Below are 20,540 nucleotides of genomic sequence, written 5' to 3' on the forward strand. Positions count from 1 at the left end.
GTCATTCATCCTTGTCTGCTGAGGGGACCACTGACGGGTTAAGGGTCTTGTCGCTTGGCTTGTCGGCATCCTTGGGCAGGTCCAGCTCCTTGGTGGCGGCGGGCGAATGGCCTTCGGACCCCACCCCACGGATGCGAGCGACCGCCCGGAAGTTCAGCGTGGCGCCCGGTTTGGTTGACCCGGCGGGCAAGGTGATGACTTCACTGACCTCCGGCTGGTTGCAGGGCAGGGTCCAGGAAGCCTTGTCGGTGTCGAGGCCATCGATGCTCACCTGGATATCTGCGCAGGGTCGGCCATGTTCGGCACCGGGGTTCAGGACCAGCCTGACCTGGTCCTTGCCCTGGTACTCCAAAGTCTGGAATGCAGGCGGATCCGGATGCGACCAGGTGGCTCCAGAGGCTGAGGCCACAGGTCCTGATCCAGCCATATTGGCGGGGGTCACGCTCACTGTGCAGCTGCCTCCTGCCTCGTCATGGTCCACGTCGAAGACCGCCTTGGTGGCGGTGGCCGACCGCCATCGCGGCGAACCGCATCCGGAACCCTCGCCGTGGACCGTATAGCCCTGGATGGGTGAGCCATGATTCTCCGGCGGACGCCAGGTGACGGTCAGGGTTTCCTTGCTGCCGCCGTCCACGGTCAGTGCCTGCACGCCTCCGGGAAGCGCATCAGGTCTGGCTGCCGCCGGCGAGGAGGCGGGGGACCAGCCCACCTGGTTGTGGGCTTGGACTGTGAAGGAGTAGTCATGGCCGTTGGCCAGTCCGTCGACCCGGCAGGTGACGGCATTGCCGCAGGAGCGTTGTCCCGAGCCTGCCGATGAGGTGTAGGTGACCCGGTACTCGTCCACCGGACTGCCGTTGACTGCGCCCGGCTCCCAGGCCAGGAGAACCGTTCCGTCGCCTGCCTGGGCGGCGCCTGCCAGCATTCTGGGGGCCTGCGGGCGGTCGATGATGCCCACGGTGATGGTGGCGCTGACCCGGCGTCCCGGATCCCGGCTGCCATCCTCGATCGTGGCCAGAATGGTGTTGGTGGAGGCGCCGATGTCGCGATCGGCTTTGATGGCGATCCTTCCGTCGCCCAGGCTGGTGGCTGTCAGTCGTGAGGTGTCGTCGCTGACCAGGCCGACCAAGCGTAGCGGAGTGTCAGGGAAGGGGTTGAGGGCGCCGTCGAACAGGTCCAGTTCCAGACTCTGCCCGGCCTTGAGCCCTATCTGACGCGAGGGGACCGAAGCCAGAGGTCGGGTGGTGGCGACGATGCGGAAGACCAGGACCGTATGCACATCGCCGGAGGAACTGGTGATGGTCACCGGCAGTGTGGCCTTGGAGCCGGGCGTCGCGGTCTTGTCGGCGGCTACGTTCAGTTGGCCCCGAGGACTCAGCTTGGCATGGATCGGCCCCTGTGGGTCCCCGGAGGAGAAGGTGCTGTCGGCCGGGTCGCTTCCCTGGGGCCAGCGGGTCATGGCGGTCAGGGAGATGGTCTGTGCCGGCTCCCCGGCCACCAGATCGATGACCGGTGCAGAAAGGACCGGCGGGGAGGCTCTGCCGCCTACCACGGTGATGGGCAGGGTCAGTACCGACTCGTTGACGATGGCCTGGCCCCCTGGATCCCCGTCACGGACGGCAAAGGTCAGCGAGGCTGGGCCGGCATAGTCCTTGGCGGCGGTGAACCTCAGGGTGTGCTCGTCCACGTAGGGGTCGGATCCGTCGGACTTGGTGGCCGAGACTGACTGGCGGGAGGCGATCCGTGCGGTCTTGCCCGCACCCACCCTGACCTGGTCGGCGATGTCGATGGTGATGCTCTGTCCAGCCCGCACTTTCAGAGCCGGAGCCCGGGGTCTTAGCATCGGGGGGAATACCCCGTAGGCTGGGACTTTCACAAAGGCCATTGAAGTGATCTTGTACCGGGTGTTGGTCACGGTGTAGGGCACCGCCCTGGCCTGGTCGGTCAGATCGATGACCAGCTTGGTGGAGCCGGCTTCGCCCACGATCCTGGCATGGGCACGGGCGCTGGGATGAATCCCAAGGCGCAGGTCATCGAGGGTGCCGGATGGGTTGCTGATGGAGTCGGCCAGATCGACCTCCACACTGCGCTTGTCCACCGTGTCCTCGGGAGCAACCTGGTAATCCTGGGCTATGGGCGGCTGGATGGGGGCCTGGGGATCCGAGACCACGGTCAGTGTGGCCTGGTCGCTAAGCCCTGCCCGATTGCGTGCCTTGTAGACCAGATAGGAGGTCCCTGGCTGCGAAGGAGCAGTCAGCCGGATCATGTCGGCCTCTACGCCGGCCTGGTCCAGGCCTTGGCGCTCCATGTGGGGGTCCAGGCTCAGGGGGTCGTCGTCCCCGGAGATGTCATTGAGCAGGACCGGCACGTCGGCCACGGTCCCAGGCCGCAGCCTGACCTTATCGTCCCGGGCGAAGACCCCGGTCACTGACGAGTCGGGGAAGACGCCGATGCGGACGCGCGCCTGGGCACGCTGCCCCACCCAGTCCTCCACGGCGTAGGTGAACTCGTCGGTGCCGTGCGAGTCGGGATAGGCCTCATAGATCAGGTAGTCGGCCCCGGCTTTGACAATCCTTCCCAGCCTGGGCGCCTGGTTGCCCAAGCCGGACAGGGTGTCACAGTCTCCATCCGGATCGATGCCGGTCAGCGGGACGGGGATGCGTACCTTGGTCCCGGCAGCCACCTGGGCCCGTAGATCCTTGGGGGTGGGTGCGGGCTTGCTGGCGGGGTCGGAGGCATGCACCCGGAAGGTGATGGTGCCAGAGGCTGCGTTGCCCAGATCATCCCTGACCGTATAGGTGACCGGGAAGTCCCCGGTGCGCTCGCTGGCCTGATACCTGACCGTATCCCCGGATACGAAGGTCAGACCCGCAAAGGTCCGCTGGTCCGTGGTCAGCTGCTGGTCCAGGGTGACGCTGGTCCCGTCAGCGTGGGTGACCCTGTCCATGACCGGAACCGTGACCAGGCCCGATGATCGGACCCCAACCGTCAGATTCGGGGCCTTGGGCGCCGAGGCCGCCCTGCTCAAGGAGGGGGGCTGTAGGACGATGGTCCCCTGAGCGCTGCCTTCGGCGTTGGCGACCGTGTAGGCGATGCTCAGCGGGCGTGTGGGAATTTTTCTGGCTGACAGATAGACCCGACGGTGGTCCACGATGCCGACCTTGATGCCGGAGTCCGGGTCCACGCGCACATCGTTCAGCGCCAGCACTCCGCCCATGGGATCCAGATCGTTGTCGAGCGGATCGACGATGGCGGTCTGGTCGGCCCCCAGCAGGGCCACGTCGTTGACGGGTACCGGCGGCGCGGATCCGCCCTGGTCGTGTTCCACCTCCAGCCTGACCAGCCCCTGGGTCTCCTGGTCGCCCTGGGCCACCCGGTAGGGCACATAATAGGTGCCCGGGTTGGCGGCGGTGGCGGTGAATGAAAGGCTCTCGGCGTTGACCTCCACCTGGATTCCATCGGGTTTGTCGACCCGGACCAGGCGGAGGGGCTGAGCGGCATTGGCATGTGCGCTCCCGCTCAGGTCCACGGTCACCTCTCGGCCGGGAGTGGCCTGGCGGATGACCGGATCAACCAGTGGGGCCAGGGTGTTGACGGGTCTGACGGTGAAGTAGATGAGTCCCTGGCCGCTCATGAGTCCGTCCGAAACGGTGACTTTGACAGCCAACCGACCGGATGTGGCCGACCCAGCACTCATGGTCAGCTGCCCATCAGCCCTGGTGGAAAGGGATATTCGATCGGAGTTGACGGATTCGGCACCGACCAGTGTCAGCGGGTCTCCGTCAGGATCCTCGAAGCCGGCCAGAGCGTTGACGGTTGTCGTGGCGCCCTGCTCCACCTCATATTCGGGAGGGGTATCGTTCTGGACCGGTGCTTGGTCACTTCGGTCCATCTTGGCCGGGGCGATGTTCAGGTCGATGCCAGCCGAGGAGACCTGGCCGCGACCGTCGGTGATGGAGTAGTTGATTCGGGCCCGGCCGACAGGTGCGTCGCTGGCATCCACCTGTAGGTAACGGCCGTTCATGACCGGGGTCAGGCGCAGATTGCCCTGCGAGCTGCGCGCATCCTCGATTCGCAGAACCGAACAGTCGGTCTGACGATCGTTGCGAAGGGGGTCCAGCAGGGCTCTGGAACCGGCCCGAATGCCCAGACTGTCGTCCTCGGCCTGGATGGGTTGGGATCCTGAGCGACAGGTGGCAGCGAACCGCTGGCGGTTGTCGGCCGAGTCCTGGCGCTGATCGGTTTTGTCTGTGTGCTTGACCTCCATGGTTTGCCACTGCGGCCGGATCACCTTGGTGGAGGATTGCGGGTTCCAAACATCGCCAGTCAGCACGTCGTTGAGGATGACCCTTCGGTGGTTGGCCCGGAAGACCAGGTCCGAGGTGGGGCTGATGGCTTCCAGGGTGGTGGGACGCGGCTGGGGTGACCGGACCTTGGGCCTGGCCGTTCCTGTTGCGCACAGGCGTAGGAAATTGCTTCCCGAGGAGGCCCAGGCTGTCCAAAGGCATCCGCCGGAGGAGACCGGCTGGGCGGGTTGGCCGCTGCCGCCGGTGCGTACGGTCTCGACCTGATTGCGCAGATGGTCCAGATCAACCAGGTGGACGCTTTCCTGATCGGTCAGACCCACCCAGGGTCCCTGACGGTCCATGTCCACAGGAGTGGACTGGAGTTGCAGGTCTCCCCGGTGCGGTATCCGGACGGATCCCTGGGGCCAGTAAAGCCGGTTGCCAGCCAGGAGGACGGGTCTTCCATCGATGACGCTGAAGGCAGTGGCCCGAACGGGGGCGTGACCCGTCAGGGAGTCCAGCTCACGGTGGGCCCGGGAGTCCGGTCCGTCGATTTTCAGCACGACCCCGTCCGAGGGCCGGTAGGCGTAGACGGTTCCGGAGGCATCCACGGTGACGGCGGCCCCGGAGCCCAGGGTCAGCACAGGGTCGCGGCGTTGCGGGTCCATATCTCCCGGAGAAGTGGCCTGACCCACCCAGACCTTGCCGGTCCGCGCCTGGAAGAGGACCAGAGTGGGCCCGTTGACCATCCGCTGGACCCTGGCATCCGATCGGGTGGTGTCTCCCAGTGTGGCGGTGGAGGCCGCTATGGGGGCCATGCCTCCTTCACGGCCCAGGATGACCGCGTATCCGCTCTGGGCCAGGTCGAAGTGGTCCGTGCCTGTCGACAGGGCCACGTCCGCCTCGCCGATGTCGGGCTTGAACCGGGCGACCTTGCGCTCGTTTTCGGAGGTGATCCAGATGCTGCCGTCATCCACCTGAACGGCACGGCGGTCCACTCCACGCATGAACAAGGCGCCCAGTATGAGCAGGACCAGAGCCGTCAGCGTGACGGCCAGGATGGTGGCAGGGTTCTTGGCGCGGACGGCCAGGGCATGCCGCAGACGCAGCCCGGCCCGGCGCATCCGCAGGAAGCGTCCCTGCAAGTCCATAATCCCCTGGGTTCCTTTCCTGTTCTGCCGCACAGGCCAGGATGCCTGACCTATACCTTTCCTATACCTTTACCTTGTGCCCTTGTTGGTTAATTGAGCCCGGACCGCCGTCGATGCCTTCTCTGACGACTGATTTTAGCTGGTTTGCCAGGTCTTGGCGGGCTGTGAAAGTCGGGGTGGTCGAATGTGGAAATTCATCCACCGAAGGCTCATTGGACGGCGCAGATGATCGTGGGTTCCTGGGACATGCTCCTGTCGGCCCGTACCAGGGTGACGCTGATGCAGGTCTGACCCCCCTGCGGGCTGTCGATACGGGCGGCCGGCTGTCGGGTCTGCACGCTGCGGCCACGGTCTCCTGTGCCGCCCTGATCCAGGGGATGCCAGACATAGGTGTCTCCCGGTTTGGGGTCGGGGTTGGCCCAGGTGAAAACTGCCGTGGTGCCTTGGTAGCGGCCTTGGCCCTGGGTGGGTGAGGGAACCGGGCCCTCCTGCAGATCCTGGGGGTCGCTCGAATCCGTCGGGTCCGGGGACTGCGCCTGTCGGGATTGGGCCTGGGAGGAACCTGTAGTAGTCGGCTGTGAACCACGCTCGGATCTGTTTGGCAGGCCGACAACCAGGGCCCAGACCAGTACCAGGGCCAGGATGACAGCGAGGATCAGTCCCAAAAGGACCACACGGCGGCGGCCGCCAAAAAACCGCTTGGCCTGGCTGCCTTCATGGTCGGCGAACGCATCCCTGTCTGGGCGCAGACGTGGTTGGGAGCTGGCCCGTGCACCAGCCCAGGGGTGGCCGGATTCCTTATTCTCTGGTCGCTTTCCCCCTCGGCCTGCAATGGGTCGGCCTGCAATGTCTCCGGTCCGGGAGTGTGAACGTACATCCTCCGTGGGGTAGGGGTCGATTCCCTCGCCGATGAAGGGCGTTGCATGGCCGTAGAGCTCTTGTTGGACCTCCTGGAGGGCCCGCCCGAACTCCAGCGCCGAGTAGTAGCGGTCGTCCCGGTCATGGGCCATGGCCTTCTCCAGGATGGCGGCCAGCATAGGGGAGGACTCGCCCATGTGCAGAACCGGGGTTTCCGCTGTCAGGATCAGCTGGGCCAGGTGATCCTCATCCCGGGCCCGGTAGGCGTACTCGTAGGGGGAGCGGCCGGCCAGCATGCCGAAGAGCGAGGCCCCCAGGGAGTAGATGTCGCTGGCCTCTGATCCCCCCGAGCGGTTCGCCAGGACCTCTGGGGCCGCCCAGGGTATGGAAAGCCCGCCGGCTCGTTCGTCTCCATAGATGCCCGCGGAAATGCCGAAGTCGGCCAGGACGGGCAGACCCTGGTCGGTGATCAGGAAGTTGCTGGGTTTGACGTCCCGGTGCAGGATTCCGCGTTCATGGGCGCAGCAGAGGGCCGAGGCCATGCGCACCCCCAGGTCCAGCACGCCTTCCTGGTCCATGCCCCCCCTGAGCATGATGGTCTTGCAGCTGCCGCCCGGAGCGTATTCGAGCACCAGGCAATCCCGTCCGTCATCGCTGACCAGCGCCTGGTGGATGCTCAGGATGCAGGGGTGGGTGGAGAGCTTGGCCAGGGTCTTGGCCTCCCGCAGAAAGAGCTGATGGGTCTGCTGGTCCAAGCTGCCTTGGAGGGCCACCTTGACCGCCACAGGTCGGTTGAGCCCCTCCTGCTCGTACAGGTAGACGGCGGCGGTGCCTCCCAGATCCAAGGGGCGCATAAGCCGCAGCCCGGGCAGCGTTGGCGCCTGGTCCATGGATGGGACCGCACCCGGGCGCCGGGCCTGGGAACCATTCTGCTGCAAGGGGCATCACCTCCTAAGGAATGCCTGGGAACTGCTATCCACGATAACAGCACGCCGCTCCCGATCGGTCATCCTTTCAACCGCCCAAGGATGGTCCCGGACCAGCGGCTTCCGGGGCCTGCGGATGGACCATGCCGGACCCTATTCTTGTAGCTATGAGCAAGCAGCCACCGGTGGATCCGCAAGAGGCCATGGAACCGGTCCGCGCCCTTATCGGCGATCGGCTCCGGAACGGGGAGGGTCGGCCCACCCGTGCCCTGGTGGTGGCTGGTCCTCCCCGCAGCGGCAAGACCAGGCTGGCTACCCGGGCCCTGCTAGCCGGCATGGAACGGTTCGGCGACGGTGCCAGCATGGCCGTATCAGGTAGGACCGCAGCCGACCAGGTCAGCCGCCAGGTCATTCTTGAGCGGGGGAGATCCGACCGTACCCGACCTGTCGGCACCCTGCAGGCCCTGGCCTTCCGTCTGCTGACACGGTCCCGGCTGGCCCAGGGAGGCCGCAATCCGCTCCTGCCCAGGCTGCTCAACGGCGCCGAGGAGGATGCCCTGCTCAGGCAGGTCATGACCGTCCACCTGGAGCATGTCCAGGCCGGGGACGACTGCGCGGTCTGCCGACTCCTGGAACGCTACTTTCGCAACGGGGCGGGCTGGTCCTCCGTCCTGGTCGGCGACGGACAGGGACGGGTCGTAGGGGTCGCCGACAGGTTCATCGCCCAGCTACGGGACATGTTCGCCCGCATGACGGAACTGGGCCTGGGCAGGGGGGACCGGGATCAGCTTCTGGATGCCCTGGCCGTCCAGCCCATGGACCCCGACCGCCGCGATCGGCTGGGCCTGCAGTGGCGGCTGGCCTTCGCCCTGGAGGACGAATACCGCCAGAGCATCACCGAGAGCTACCCGGATGAATTCCGTCTGGACCCCTCCATGCTCATGGTCGAAGCCTCCCGCAGCCTGGATGGACTGGCTGATGACGACCTGCCCGACCTGTTGGTCGTGGACGATTGGCAGGACGTCACCCTGGCCGGGATGGGCCTGCTGCAGGGGTTGAACCGGGCCGGTTGCCGACTTCTTCTGGTGGGCAATCCCGACCAGTCGGTCCAGTCCTTCCGTGGCTCCTATCCGGAATTTCTGGCCACTCGTCTGACGACCCTGGCCAAGCCTGTGCCAGGTGACGCCGCCCCCCTTCTGGCCCAGGACTTCGCCTGCCTGGGCGCCGCCACCCTGACCCTGAAACCCCGGAGGATGGTGGTTCCGAAAGCAGTCGAAGAACATACCGAAGGCCGCCAGGGTTCAGATTCGGCGGCTCCGGGTTCCTACGCCGATCTGGTGGCTGCCAGGGTCAGCCTGGGCATCGCCGGGGTTGAGGAGGACGATACCCCCCTGCCTGCCAGACCTGGCAAGCTGCCCGCCTGGCCCGGCGCCGGACCGGTGGCGCCTCTGACCGACGGCGACAGTCTTATCCGCGACGGCAGCGTGCAGACCAGGCTCTTCCGCACCCCCGACCAGGAGGATGACGACCTGGTCTGGCAGGTCAAGCATGAGTTCCTGGCCCAGAAACGTGACTGGAACGACATGGCCGTCATCGCCCACGACAACATGACACTACGCACGCTGGGCCGCAAACTGCGTGTGCAGGGCGTGCCGGTGCGCTTCTCCTCAGTGACCCGTCCGCTCAGCCAGGAGCCAGCCATCCAGGGTCTCTTTGCCATGGTCGAGCTGGCCCAGTCGGTACTGGACCCTGGAACTGCCGGAAGCGACCCGGACGATCCTGCCCAGGTGGCCGCCTGGATCCGTTCGCGCCTGCGCACCCTGATGGCCGGCCCCCTCTTCCGGGTCCCCGCCACCGCCGCTCGTGCAGAGCGTCCCGTCAGGATGGAGCGCCTGGAGTCCATCATGGAGACCATGGCCGCATTGGCCCCCCTGTCCGGCCAGCAGGGAAGCGAGTCGGACTCGTCGGGCACCTTGGACGATCTGCCGCTCCTTGGACAGGCCTGGCGGACCTGGGTGGAGGATCTGGCCGAGCGGCGGGCTCAGCGGGACCGTTCATCCGGCATCAGTGTCGACGATTCCCTGTTGGCCAGGCATGATTCCGTCGAGTCAGGGGCAGCGTCCGGTCCCTTCTCCACTGCCTCGGCCCCCGACCAGCCTGTGGATCTGGGCGACCGGGATGCCCAACGGCCAGCCATTCTTTCCGTTCAGGCCCTGGAGACCCTGCTGGTTCTGGACCCGGATGACCGATCCTCGGGAATCATCCTGGAGGCCATGACCGCCATCGCCGGAGGTCGCCGGGAGGATCCTGACGTCCAGGTTCTGGACAAGGCCTTGCAGGTTCTGCGTCTGACGGCCACCCGCATCAGCGCCCTGGAGGACCGTCAGCCCCAATACGTGCTCTGGGAGGCCTGGCGGAGCCTGGACCTTGCCGACGACTGGCAGCGGAGGGCCCTGATGGCCACCCAGGAGGGGGAGGAGGCCAACGACCGTCTGGACGCGCTCATGCGGCTCTTCCAGTACGCGGCCGGCTCCCGTCGTTTCCCCACGGTCGAGGCCTTCATGGACCAGGTGCGCACCATGCAGATTGAGGCCGACTCCCTGGCGCGGATCGGGCCCATCGAGCACGCCGTCACCCTGACCACACCCGCCGGCGCTGCCGCCCTGGCCACCGACTGGCCCCTGGTCTGGCTGCCCGCCGTCCAGGACGGTGTCTGGCCCAATCTGATTCCCCGGGACACCATGTTCGGAGCCGAGGAGCTGGCCGACCTGGTCCTGCACGACCGCATCGGTGACCCCCTGGCGGACACGCTCAGCCACGATCCTGCCCTGCGCTCCATCCTCTACGCTGAGAAGAAGGGCTTTCTGGAGGCGCTGACCCGGGCCCGGACCCAGGTGCGCATCAGCGCGGTCTGGAACGATGACCTGGTTCCATCGGACTTCCTCTACGGTTACCTGCCCGAACGCTATCCACGCACCGCGGATATGAGTCAGGCCGAATTCAGCATGGTCGGTGCTGGCTCAGGCGGCAGTGAGCGCTACGGGGGGCTGGAGGTGTCTGCCAGGGGTCTGACGGCGGCCGCCCGGTCCATCCTGGCTGTCCAGGCGCTGCTTCCGGAGGACCAGATTGACCGTGACCGGGTGGACGATGCCGTACAAACCCTGCGGCTGCTGGTCGACCAGGGTCAGGATTCGGCCGATCCACGGCATTGGCCCTTCCTCTACGACCAGTCGACATTGGATCAGCATGTCCCAGACGGACAGTCCACGGTTGGGTCGGCCCCGGACCGGCATGCCTCAGATGAGCAGGTTTCGGATGAAGGGGCCCCGGTTGAGCAGGCTGCCGGGTCAAGGGCTGTGGCCGCCGCAGGTGTCGCATCGGTTGTTGAAAAGGACCGTGCCTCCCGTTCCGCACCGGCTTCCTCCAATCAAAACACCCAGGCGGGTCCAACCCATGACCGTGACCAGCGTCATGAGCACCGCCACGAACACGGGTCCGACCGCCAGGTGGTTCTCCTTTCACCCTCGGCGGTCGATGCCATCTGGAACTGCCCCCTGGAGTGGGCCTTGGGTGATCAGTTCTCCGGCCCATCCCCATCCAGGGTGCCCACGGAGTTCGGCTCTCTGATACATAAGGTGGCCAGTGAGGGCACAGCCCAGGGTCTGGACCGTCCCGGCCATGGCGACCCGGACACCCGCCAGCAGCAGGTGCGGGATGCACTTCTGGACATCTACCAGGATCTGGCTCCCCAGGAGCAGCGTCTGCGGGACCCGGACGAGCTCTATGACCAACGCGGTCGCAGCAGTCGGGTGGAGCCCATCCTGGACAACCTGGCCTCTTATTTCGTCCGCTCCTCGGATTCCGAATACGGCCTGGGGGGCAAGAGCCCGGTCCCGGTCGGCGACCTGCTGGGCGTGCAGAGCGAGCGCTCATTTGATGTCAGCCTGTCCGTGGAGGACCTGGTTCCACTTTGGAAGGCCACCTTCCCTGACAGGCCCCTGGATGCCGACGGGCTCTTCGCCCTGATGTCCGGCCTGGTCGACGGCTTCCCTTCAGCCCTGGATGCCAGGACCACGGTCAGGCTGACCGGTCGTATCGACCGTCTGGAGGTCAGGTCCCTGCCCGAGGGCATCCGTCTGCGGCTGGTGGACTACAAGACCGGCAGAGTCCCCTATACCCAGGGGCAGCTCTTCAACGACCTGCAGCTGGTCTGCTATCAGCTGGGACTGGCCTTCCCGCCCACTCCTGGCAGCAGCCCGGAGGTAGGGGAGGCCTGGAGTCTGCCCCAGGCCCCCGATCTGGAGAGGACCGAGGGGATGAAGCTGAGCCAGTCCCTGCTCCTGCAGCTGCAGACCCCGCCCAAGGATGAGAAAACGGGGTTGCGCCGGGAGGAGATGGCCTACCAGCCTCCACTGTTCGAGCGCGACAGGCTGGTCACCATCGCCCAGCCCAGAACCGGCATGCCCTCCCCGCTCAAATCAAAGGCCGAGCCTGCGGACCTGCCTGAGCAGGTGCCGCCTGGGGTGGATGCGGACCTGTGGGCCATGGTCCGAGCCTCCAGAGTCTCCTCCCAGGCTGTATGGGGGCTGACCATGATAGCCAGGGTCTTCTTCGCCGCCGGAGTCAAGCTGACGGCCGGTCGGGATGATGCGGTCTTCGACCCTGCCCGTTGTCATCGGGCCGGCAATGGGCAGGAATGCCAGGCATGGCAACTGGTGGCACCCAATCTACTGGAGGATCAGGAATGAAGCAGACTGCCGAACAGTCCGCCATCGTCGATGCGGATGTGAACGAGGATCTTCTGGTGGTGGCCGGTGCCGGCTCGGGCAAGACCATGACCATGACCAGCCGGATCATCGCCCTGATTCGCCGGGGAGTGCCCTCCGAGCAGATTCTGGGGTTGACCTTCACCCGCAAGGCTGCCTCAGAACTCCAGTCCAGGGTGGGGGCGGCTGTCATCCGACGCGACCAGGGCAGAGGAGCCTCGGGCCTGGACCCTGAACGCAACTTCCTCAAGCCGACCGTGTCCACCTATGACGCCTTCTTCCAGTCCATCGTGCGCCAGTACGGTCTGCTGGTGGGCATGGATCAGGACACCCGTCCCCTGAGCTCGGCGGGGGCCTACCAGCTGGCCTCCCAGGTGGTCGCCGACCATCTGGATCTGATCTTTCCTGCCGGTTCCTCGGCGCAGGATGGCGACTCCGACGACCTGGGCTCCGCGACCTTCTCGACCACGGTCAACCGGGTTCTGGGGCTGACCGGAGCGGTGACCACCTCCATGATCAGCAGCGACTGCCCGGATTTCGACCAGGCTGTGGAGCGGATCCGCGCATGGGACAGGGCTTTTGTGGATCGTGCGGACCGGCTCATCGGCGACCAGCTCGTGCCGGCCACCGAGCCCACAGTCAGCACCTCACCGCCCAAGCGAAGCAAGAAGGAGACCGACGAGCACTATCAGGGTAAAATTAAGGACTTCCAAGACAAGCGGCAGAGCATTCGCCTCTACCGGGTGGATGCCATGCGACGGGCCGTCCTGACACGCGAGAAGCTGCTGACCCTGGTCCAGGACTACCAGCAGGCCAAGCGCCAGGCCAACATGGCCGAGTTCGGCGACTTCACCCTGGCCGCCTTCCAGCTGGTCGAGCGTTTTCCCTCCATCAGCGCCCAGCTGAGGCGCCGCTACAGCCACGTCTTTCTGGATGAATACCAGGACACCTCCACCACCCAGGCCCTGCTTCTGGCGGCCATCTTCCATCCGCAGAATCGGCAGGAGGATCAGGGGAGTGCGGACCAGGCTCCCGGCAGGTCGGCCGTGACCGCCGTGGGCGACCCCTTCCAGTCCATCTATGCCTGGCGCGGGGCCAGTCCCGGGGCCTTCCGCACCTTCCAGGCCCAGTTCGGCATGTTGGCCGACCGACCCGACTCCGGCAGCGGTCCCCTGTCTGGCGTGACAACCTTTGGGCGCTCGCAGGACCAGGACCCGCTGACCCTGTCGCGCACCTTCCGCAACTCCAGCTGGGTGCTCAAGGCCGCCAACCAGCTGACAGTCCCTCTACGTCACAGGGGCCAGGAGAGCCGGTCCGAAGCGGAACTGCGCGAGGTGGACGTGGCCAGGCTCCGTCCCCGTGAGGATGCCGACCCGGGTACCGTGGGCCTCTTGGGCTATGCCACCGGCGGCCAGGAGATCGATGGTGTGGTCAGGTTCGCCCTCAGGGCACGCGAGCTCTATGGCAACCAAGGCGACGCACCGCACGTGGCTGTTCTCTTCCGCTCCAAGGCTGCCCTGCCCAGGTACCGTCAGGCCTTGGAGGCTGCGGGACTGAGCTGCCAGGTCGTCGGGTACTCCTCCCTCTTCGACCGGCCCGAGGTCATGGATCTCAGAGCCCTGCTCTCCCTGATCTGCGACCACACCGACAGCGATTCCCTGATGCGCCTGCTGGCCTCGGCCCGGTTCGGCATGGACGCGGCCGACCTGAGCGCTCTGGCCTCCCTGGCCACCAAGGTCAACGAGGACAGCCAGTACCGGGCCCTGGTCCGTGCCGGCCTGGTCGAGTCCGACCCCGATCCGCGCCGTCGTCGCGAGGATCTGCACCGTTACCGTGACCAGGTTCCCAACGACGTCTTCCTGGTGGACCTGTTGCTGCGCGATGACCTGCCGGACCTCTTGAAGAACTCCGGGCTCTCTGCCAGGGGACGGGTCCTGGCCGCCGAGGCCGCCCGGGTCATCTGCCAGGTCCAGGCCGAGTCCTCGGCCCCCCTGCGTCAGGTGGTCATCGCCGCCATCCGTGCCCTGGACCTGGACGTGGACCTGGTACTGGCCCGCTCCCTGGCCAATCCTGAACGTCCTCTGGAGCCCAGCCAGGCCAAGGCAGGCATTCAGGCCCTGCTGGACCAGGTGGATGTCTACCTGTCCGAGCTGCCCCAAGGCCTGGGGCCCAGCCTGCGCGGGTTCGTCTCCTGGCTGTCCTCGCTGGACCAGAGCCCCGAAATGCCCACTGACGGGGACGACCGACAGGCCGACGTGGCCCTGATGACCGTTCACCAGGCCAAGGGTCTGGAATGGGATGCCGTGGCGGTGGTCGGGCTCAAGCGTGGAGCCTTCCCCAGCAGCCAGGGCGACCGGCTCACGGTCAAGCCCGCCTCGAATCAGCCGGTGGTCCCATCTTCGGACGGCCCGGTCTACCAGTACAACTGCACGGCCCGTACCTGGCTGGTCGATCCCCAGGCCGTGCCGGTGCCGGTCCGGGCTGATGCCATGATCCTGCCCCACTTTCCCCACGACGCCCCCCTAGGAGCCGACCCTGAGGACCTGCTGGGTCGACTGGACCTGGCGGGCCTGGAGGAGGAGGCCACGGGCCTGTCCCGGGAGAGCGGACTGGACGACCAGGCACGCCCGGTCCAGGCCGATGCCATCGCCCCCTCTCAGCGCGAACAGTATGGCCGTCGGCTGCTGGACGACGAGCGACGGCTGATCTACGTGGCCTCGACCAGGGCCCGGCATGACCTGCTGCTTACCTTCAGTCAGGATTCCCAGGCGGAGTCTGCGGCTCTGAATACGCCGGCTCCGGACCCGGATAAGGCTTCCAACTTCTGGACCGAGCTGGTGGAGCTCTTCCAGGATGAGCCCGATGCGGTCAGGCTGGAGCAGGCAGAGGATGCTCGGGAGGGCCAGCCAACGCCGCCCTTGGGGCTCTTTGTCGGTGAGCACGCCCAGTCCTACCGCCAGGCCATCGTCGACCGTGCCCTGGAAGGGGTGGATCAGGTCGCCGCCCGAGATGGCCAGCGTGATCAGGCGCTTTGGCCCCAGGTTCTGAATGCGCGCACACGCGAAGCTTTGAATCGCTCGGTCGCCTGGGTGCACGCCGGAAAAGCAGGCGCCCTCGTAATGCCTGAGGAGGGCGATGACGGGCTCTACGCCAATGCGGTCCGCGTCCTGCAGGTCAGCACCGGCCGTCTGGGGGTCGCCGACGACCAGCTGCTCACGGATCTGGATCTGCTGCGGCGCACCGGTCGTCGGATCCTGGGGCATGGAGCCAGCAGCGTCACCGCCATCCAGGCCGGTTCGGCTGGGGGCGATCCCAAGATGGAGAGGGACTACTGGCAGGGGCTGGTCAGGCCCATACCCCAGGTGGCCTCCCCGCAGGCCGAGGCAGGCACCCGCTTCCACGACTGGGCCAGGCGCTTCATCCTGCCCGAAATCTCCGCCCCCCAAGGACTGGTGGACCTGCCCGATCAGGCGGAGACAGCGAACCTGCTCGATGGCCCACTGGGTCCCGGGGCCATGGCTGAGCGGGCCCGCATGCTGACCGGGCTTGACCAGGAGCGGGAGACCCTGGATCCCAAGGCCGATCCCGTTCAGGCCCGTCTGCTGACCTGGGAGCGGCGGCTGGCTGAGTCCGACTGGGCAGAGCGCACCCCCGTCTGGGTGGAACGGCCCATCGTGGCGGTGTTGGCCGGTCGCATCGTCAAGGGCAAGCTGGATGCGGTCTTCGCAGGCGGACTGGAGTCGGATCGCCCGGATCTGCGCTACACGATTGTGGACTGGAAGACCGGAGCCCGACCGCACGGAGAGGAGTCGACCAACCGCCGTCTGGTCCAGTTGGACTTCTACCGGCTGCTCCTGTCACGCTTGGAGGGTATCAGCCTGTCGACCATCGACGCCTGCCTTTATTATGTAAGCGAAGACCGGCCCCAGGATCGACTCATCAGGGCCCGTGCCAGGTCCGAAGAAGAAATTCTCGCATCCTTGGCCGAGGGCATACCCGAGCAGTCGGACGAGGACTGAGTCTGCGGCAGACCCCGCCGGACAAGGGTGATGGGTGCCGCGCATCAGCAATCATGAACAGCAGGCGATCGGCGGACGGCCCAGGGCCGTCGTGGGGCCGGGCACGCCCGAATGGAGCAATGAGACAGATGACAACGTCCAGTAGTCACGACCAGGCCTCCCTGCGGAGGGGGAGCGTGCAAATAAGACCCATGGTCTGGGCGGATATGCCCGACCTGGTGGGGACCTTTGATGCCACCTGGAAGGTGCAGGAGGATCCCGAGGGGACTGTGTCCCGGCTGAGCGCCGCGCATTTTATCCTGCATTATCTGGTGGGTGCCACCAGGGCCCGGATAGCCGTCGATGGGCAGGACTTTCTGGGGGTGACCCTGCTGGCCGAGGGGCGCGGCGAACCCTGCTTCCCCCAGGCCCAAGAGGAGCTGGAGCAGGTGGACCAGCAGCTGTCCGCCACGACCTTGGGCGCTCGGACCCTGGACCGGGCCCGCCAGTGGCAGCTGACCGAGGTCAAGTTGGAGGAGAAGTGCGGTCTGGCCGTCCCGCCCCAGGCTGAGCTGAGGCTCTTCCTGGTCTCCAGCCGTGCCCGGGGACGCGGCGTTGGCGGCGCCCTGTGGCGGGACAACCTGGAGCATCTGGATCAGGCGGGCATCGAGCGCTTCTACCTGCATACGGACTCCTCCTGCGATGTGGGCTTCTACGACCACAAGGGCATGGAGCGGCTGGCCGAGCTCAAGGGGCGGGACCATGCCGCCTTCGCCGGGCGCGACTCCTCCGACGACCCGCAGTTCTTCGAGGGGATCGACGACATCTTCATCTATGCCGGCCGTGTGAGCGACCAGCTGGGCAGGGACGGTGATCATGGCGGCCGCTAAATCCCCATTCTTGCGCCTGTTCACCTACCCGGGCGCCGCCGGTTTCTGCCTGTCTGCCGTCCTGGCCCGACTGCCCTTGGGCATGATGGGTCTGGGCATCGTACTGGCCTTGAACAACATCTATGACAACTGGACCTCGGCCGGTCTGATGAGCGCCGTCTACACGCTCTGCGCCGCCCTGGTCACCCCTTTCTACGCCCGCCTGTTCGACCGGTTCGGCCAGCGTCGGGTCGGGGTGACGGCCCTGATCGTGCAGGCTCTGGCCATCCTGGGGTTCGCCATGGGGGCCATGCGCCGGGTTCCCCTGGGTGTGCTCTTTGTGCTGGCGGCCCTGATGGGCCTGACCCAGTTCGCCTTCGGAGCCCTGGTGCGCACCCGCTGGGCCTGGGTGCTGCGCGACGACAAGACCAACCTGCTCAACACCGCCTATGCCCTGGAGTCGGGGCTGGACGAGTGCGTTTTCATCCTGGGGCCCATCCTCTCCGCCTACCTGGCCACCTCGGTCAGCCCGGTCTCCCAGCTCTACCTGCCTGCCCTGGCCCTGCTGATCGGCGGACTGACCTTCTTCGCCATGCGTTCCACCGAGCCCCCGGCTGTCGTTCGCATGGAATCCGTCAGCCAGTCGGCGGCGGATCATTCCCCGGTGGACGCCCACGGGGACGTCCTGCCGAGTGATACTGACGGCCACCAGGGCTCCCGCTCGGCTCTGGTCTACCCGGGCATCCTCCTGTTGGTCGTGATTTTCGTCGTCTTCAACATGAGCTTTTCGGCGGTGGACGTCTCGGTGACCGCCCTGACCAAGTCCATGGGCCGCGAGGGTGCTGTAGGCCTGCAGCTGGCCCTGTTCGCCCTGGGCTCCCTCTGCGGGGCGCTGATCTTCGGCTCGGTCAGGCTCAAAGGATCCCGCTGGCGCTATCTGGCGACCTTCCTGGTGCTGCTGACACTGGGCTATGTGGTCTTCCGCCTGGTCATGGACAACCTGGTCCTGCTGGGTCTGGCCGAGGTGCTGACCGGCCTGTGCGTCTCGCCCATCTTCGCCACCGGCAACCTGATCGTGCGCGAGAACGTGGATGCCCGGGCCCTGACCGAGGGGCTCTCCTGGCTGTCCACCGGCGGATCCATCGGCACCTCCCTGGGATCCACCCTGGCCGGAGTCGCCCTGGATCAGTTCGGGCCCCACGGTGGCATGAGCATTCCGGCTGTGGTCACCTGCTGCGCTGTTCCTCTGGCTCTGCTGGGCTGGGCCAGGAGCCGCAGGAGGGGTATGGTCGTGGAAAAGACCGAAAATGCGCAGTGAAAACTGTGAAATAAACAGATAAGAAGGAGGCAGCCGATGATTCGCGTATCGGTGCTGGGCGCAGGCGGACGCATGGGAACCGAGGTGGTGCGTGCCCTGAAGGACGCGCAGGATATGCAGACGGCCCTGCTGCTGGGCCCGGATGACGATCCGGCTGCCATCAATCCGAGCAACACGGATGTGGCGGTCGACTTCACCAGCCCCGATGCCGTCCTGGGCAACACCCTGGCACTGATAGGGCAGGGGGTCCACACCGTCATCGGCACCACCGGCTGGACCAAGGAGCGCCTGGACCAGGTCAGGCAGGCCTTGGACGGGCATCCCGGACTCAGCGTCTTCATCGCTCCCAACTTCGCCATCTCCGCAGTGCTGGCCGACCGGTTCGCAGCCATGGCAGCCCGCTACTTCGAGTCGGCCGAGGTGGTCGAGCTGCACCATCCCGACAAGGTCGACGCCCCCTCCGGCACGGCTCTGGGAACCGCTTCCGCCATCGCCGAGGCCCGCCGTCAGGCTGGCATGGGTCCCATGCCCGATGCGACCCAACAGCCTGATCCCTCGCGTGGCCGGGTGGTTGACGGTGTCCACGTCCATGCCGTCCGGCTGCGGGGACTCAACGCGCACGAGGAGATCCTCATGGGCAACCCCGGCGAGCAGCTGACCATTCGCGCGGATAGCTTCGAGCGTGTCTCATTCATGCCCGGAGTTCTCCTGGCAGTCCGCCGTGCTGGAAGCATTCCCGGACTGACCGTGGGCCTGGACCACTATCTGTTCTGATATCCGCAAGAGCGTCCCATCTGCTTCCTCCCGCCCCCTTCTGACTGGTGATCCCCGTCATGATCACGTCCATGAACAAGGACGGATCCGTGGATTATGGGGCAGCCGCCAACCTGGCCTGGACTCTGGTGGCTGATGGGGCCGACGGCATTCTGGTCAATGGCACTACAGACGAGTCTCCCGTCACCCAATGGAGGAGAAGGTCAACCTGGTCAGGGTCGTCAAGGATGCCGTCGATGTGCCTGTCGTCTCCGGAGCGGGCTCGAACGACACGGCGCGCACGGTCCGGTGGTGGAGATGACCCTGGAGGCTGGGGCCGATGCACTGCTATTCGTGGCTTTCCCGGGATGGGGTGGTGGCCCACTTCCGTTTGGTGTGCGAGTCGGCTGAGCGGCCAATCATTTTCTATGATGTGTCTGGACGGACCGGACTGCACATCGAGATGGACACCTACCGGCGGTTGGCTGTGTGTCTGGTCCTGCTGGTCCAGGCGCTGAATGGCCAGCGCCGCTTTGAAGGCGGCCGGCAGGCTGGATCAGACCGCCATGAGGCTGTCCGATCTGGGTTCCGATGAGGGTCAGGTGGTTCTTGTCTGAAAGGGCATGAAGGCTGCCGGGCTGATCTGAATCAGTCCTGAAAGCAAGCAACGGTGCCATTGCCTGTGGCAAGGGCATTCAGGCCGTGCAGCGTCTGGTGGCGCTTCTCCAAGTACCGCAGGGGCTCCATGCGTATCGTCCCGCTCGGGGGTCTGGGGCAGATCGGCCGGAACATGAATGTGTTGGCCTCCCTCAAGAAGAGTTCATGGGCATCATGGCTGCAGGCGCTTGCCTTGACGGCTACCGGGGGTGAAGGAGCCTCCCGCTCATACAGCACATGGACGAAGTGGTCCATCTGTCCAAAATGCGGACATAGCGATAGCCCGGCGGATGTGGTACCAATGTCGGCGGGATTCCGGAAGGCAGTCGGGTCATAAAAACCAATATATTTGCAATTTTGCGGATTCGAGTGCCAACTTGATTAGGCGAAATGCCCGGTCCGTGATAAACTTTTCTTGTCGGTTGAGGAAGCTGATTGTTTTTAGCGGTATCTTTCAGCTGATTCGTGCATAGGAGGGAATGCTATGGCAAATGTATCGGTTACTTATGGTGATTTGGACGGCGCTGTCAACGATTTGAAGAATGGGCACGATACACTCGTCTCCGAATTGAATGCCTTGAAGAGCAAGATTGATGCCCTTGTCGCAAGCGGTTTCGTGACGGACCGTGCCTCCGGCGCTTTCCAGCAGTCTTATGAGGAATTCACAAAAGGAGCCACCCAGACCGTCGATGGTTTGAACGGCATGGAGGACTTCCTGAACAAGACCAAGCAGTCGCTGTCTGATCTGGATAGCCAGCTGGCCAGTTCTCTGCAATAGAACCTCTGTCTGCGAGGGAAATATGCGCCTTTGTGCCTGCAGGTGTGTTGGCAGGTGGGGCATAGTTGCTTAAGACGTGTATAGGTGCATTTTGGCATTCTTGTCTTTAAGACAAGACATCGCAGGCGATGGAGCTGTCTGGGCTTATTGCGGCTCCTTCTGACCAGCCATGATCAGGAGGAA

At 65.6% G+C, this 20,540-nt stretch carries 8 protein-coding genes and 1 pseudogene; 7 read left to right on the forward strand and 2 right to left on the reverse strand.

Features of this window, described 5'->3' with window-relative positions:
* Window position 1: 1 nt before the first annotated feature.
* Together JF70_RS01970 and JF70_RS01975 are read right to left on the reverse strand one after the other, a co-directional pair.
* On the reverse strand, window positions 2-5,434 hold the full coding sequence (locus JF70_RS01970) for an Ig-like domain-containing protein (RefSeq protein ID WP_045935094.1): 5,433 nt from the start codon (window positions 5,432-5,434) through the stop codon (window positions 2-4).
* Between the two features lie 209 nt (window positions 5,435-5,643).
* Window positions 5,644-7,230, reverse strand: a complete 1,587-nt coding sequence (locus JF70_RS01975) for a serine/threonine-protein kinase (RefSeq protein ID WP_052690683.1) — start codon at window positions 7,228-7,230, stop codon at window positions 5,644-5,646.
* Window positions 7,231-7,385: 155 nt separating this feature from the next.
* On the opposite strand from JF70_RS01975, the gene JF70_RS08925 reads away from it, so the two are divergent.
* The 7 genes and pseudogenes from JF70_RS08925 to JF70_RS02015 all read left to right on the forward strand — a co-directional run bounded on the left by JF70_RS08925 (window position 7,386) and on the right by JF70_RS02015 (window position 20,357).
* Entirely contained in the window at window positions 7,386-11,966 is a 4,581-nt protein-coding gene (locus tag JF70_RS08925) for a PD-(D/E)XK nuclease family protein (RefSeq protein WP_052690685.1), read from the forward strand.
* Complete coding sequence (locus JF70_RS01985; RefSeq protein WP_045935095.1) at window positions 11,963-16,003, forward strand: ATP-dependent DNA helicase; 4,041 nt, start codon at window positions 11,963-11,965, stop codon at window positions 16,001-16,003. Before JF70_RS08925 ends, JF70_RS01985 begins: the two co-directional genes overlap by 4 nt.
* A gap of 128 nt (window positions 16,004-16,131) precedes the next feature.
* Window positions 16,132-16,872 (forward strand): GNAT family N-acetyltransferase, encoded by a 741-nt coding sequence (locus JF70_RS01990; RefSeq protein WP_045935096.1) that lies wholly within the window; start codon window positions 16,132-16,134, stop codon window positions 16,870-16,872.
* Window positions 16,859-18,169: an MFS transporter gene (locus JF70_RS01995; RefSeq protein WP_045935097.1), complete on the forward strand. Its 1,311-nt coding sequence runs from the start codon at window positions 16,859-16,861 to the stop codon at window positions 18,167-18,169. Before JF70_RS01990 ends, JF70_RS01995 begins: the two co-directional genes overlap by 14 nt.
* Window positions 18,170-18,205: 36 nt before the next feature.
* Window positions 18,206-18,943 carry a 4-hydroxy-tetrahydrodipicolinate reductase gene (dapB, locus tag JF70_RS02000; protein ID WP_045935098.1) on the forward strand — a complete coding sequence of 246 codons (738 nt, stop codon included), beginning with the start codon at window positions 18,206-18,208 and terminating at the stop codon, window positions 18,941-18,943.
* Between the two features lie 59 nt (window positions 18,944-19,002).
* Window positions 19,003-19,409: pseudogene (locus tag JF70_RS09245) on the forward strand (dihydrodipicolinate synthase family protein); the annotation flags it as partial.
* Between the two features lie 654 nt (window positions 19,410-20,063).
* Window positions 20,064-20,357: a WXG100 family type VII secretion target gene (locus JF70_RS02015; protein WP_029677804.1), complete on the forward strand. Its 294-nt coding sequence runs from the start codon at window positions 20,064-20,066 to the stop codon at window positions 20,355-20,357.
* The last annotated feature ends 183 nt before the right edge of the window (window positions 20,358-20,540 follow it).

It is taken from the genome of Bifidobacterium mellis, assembly GCF_000967265.1.
GTDB lineage: Bacteria > Actinomycetota > Actinomycetes > Actinomycetales > Bifidobacteriaceae > Bombiscardovia > Bombiscardovia mellis.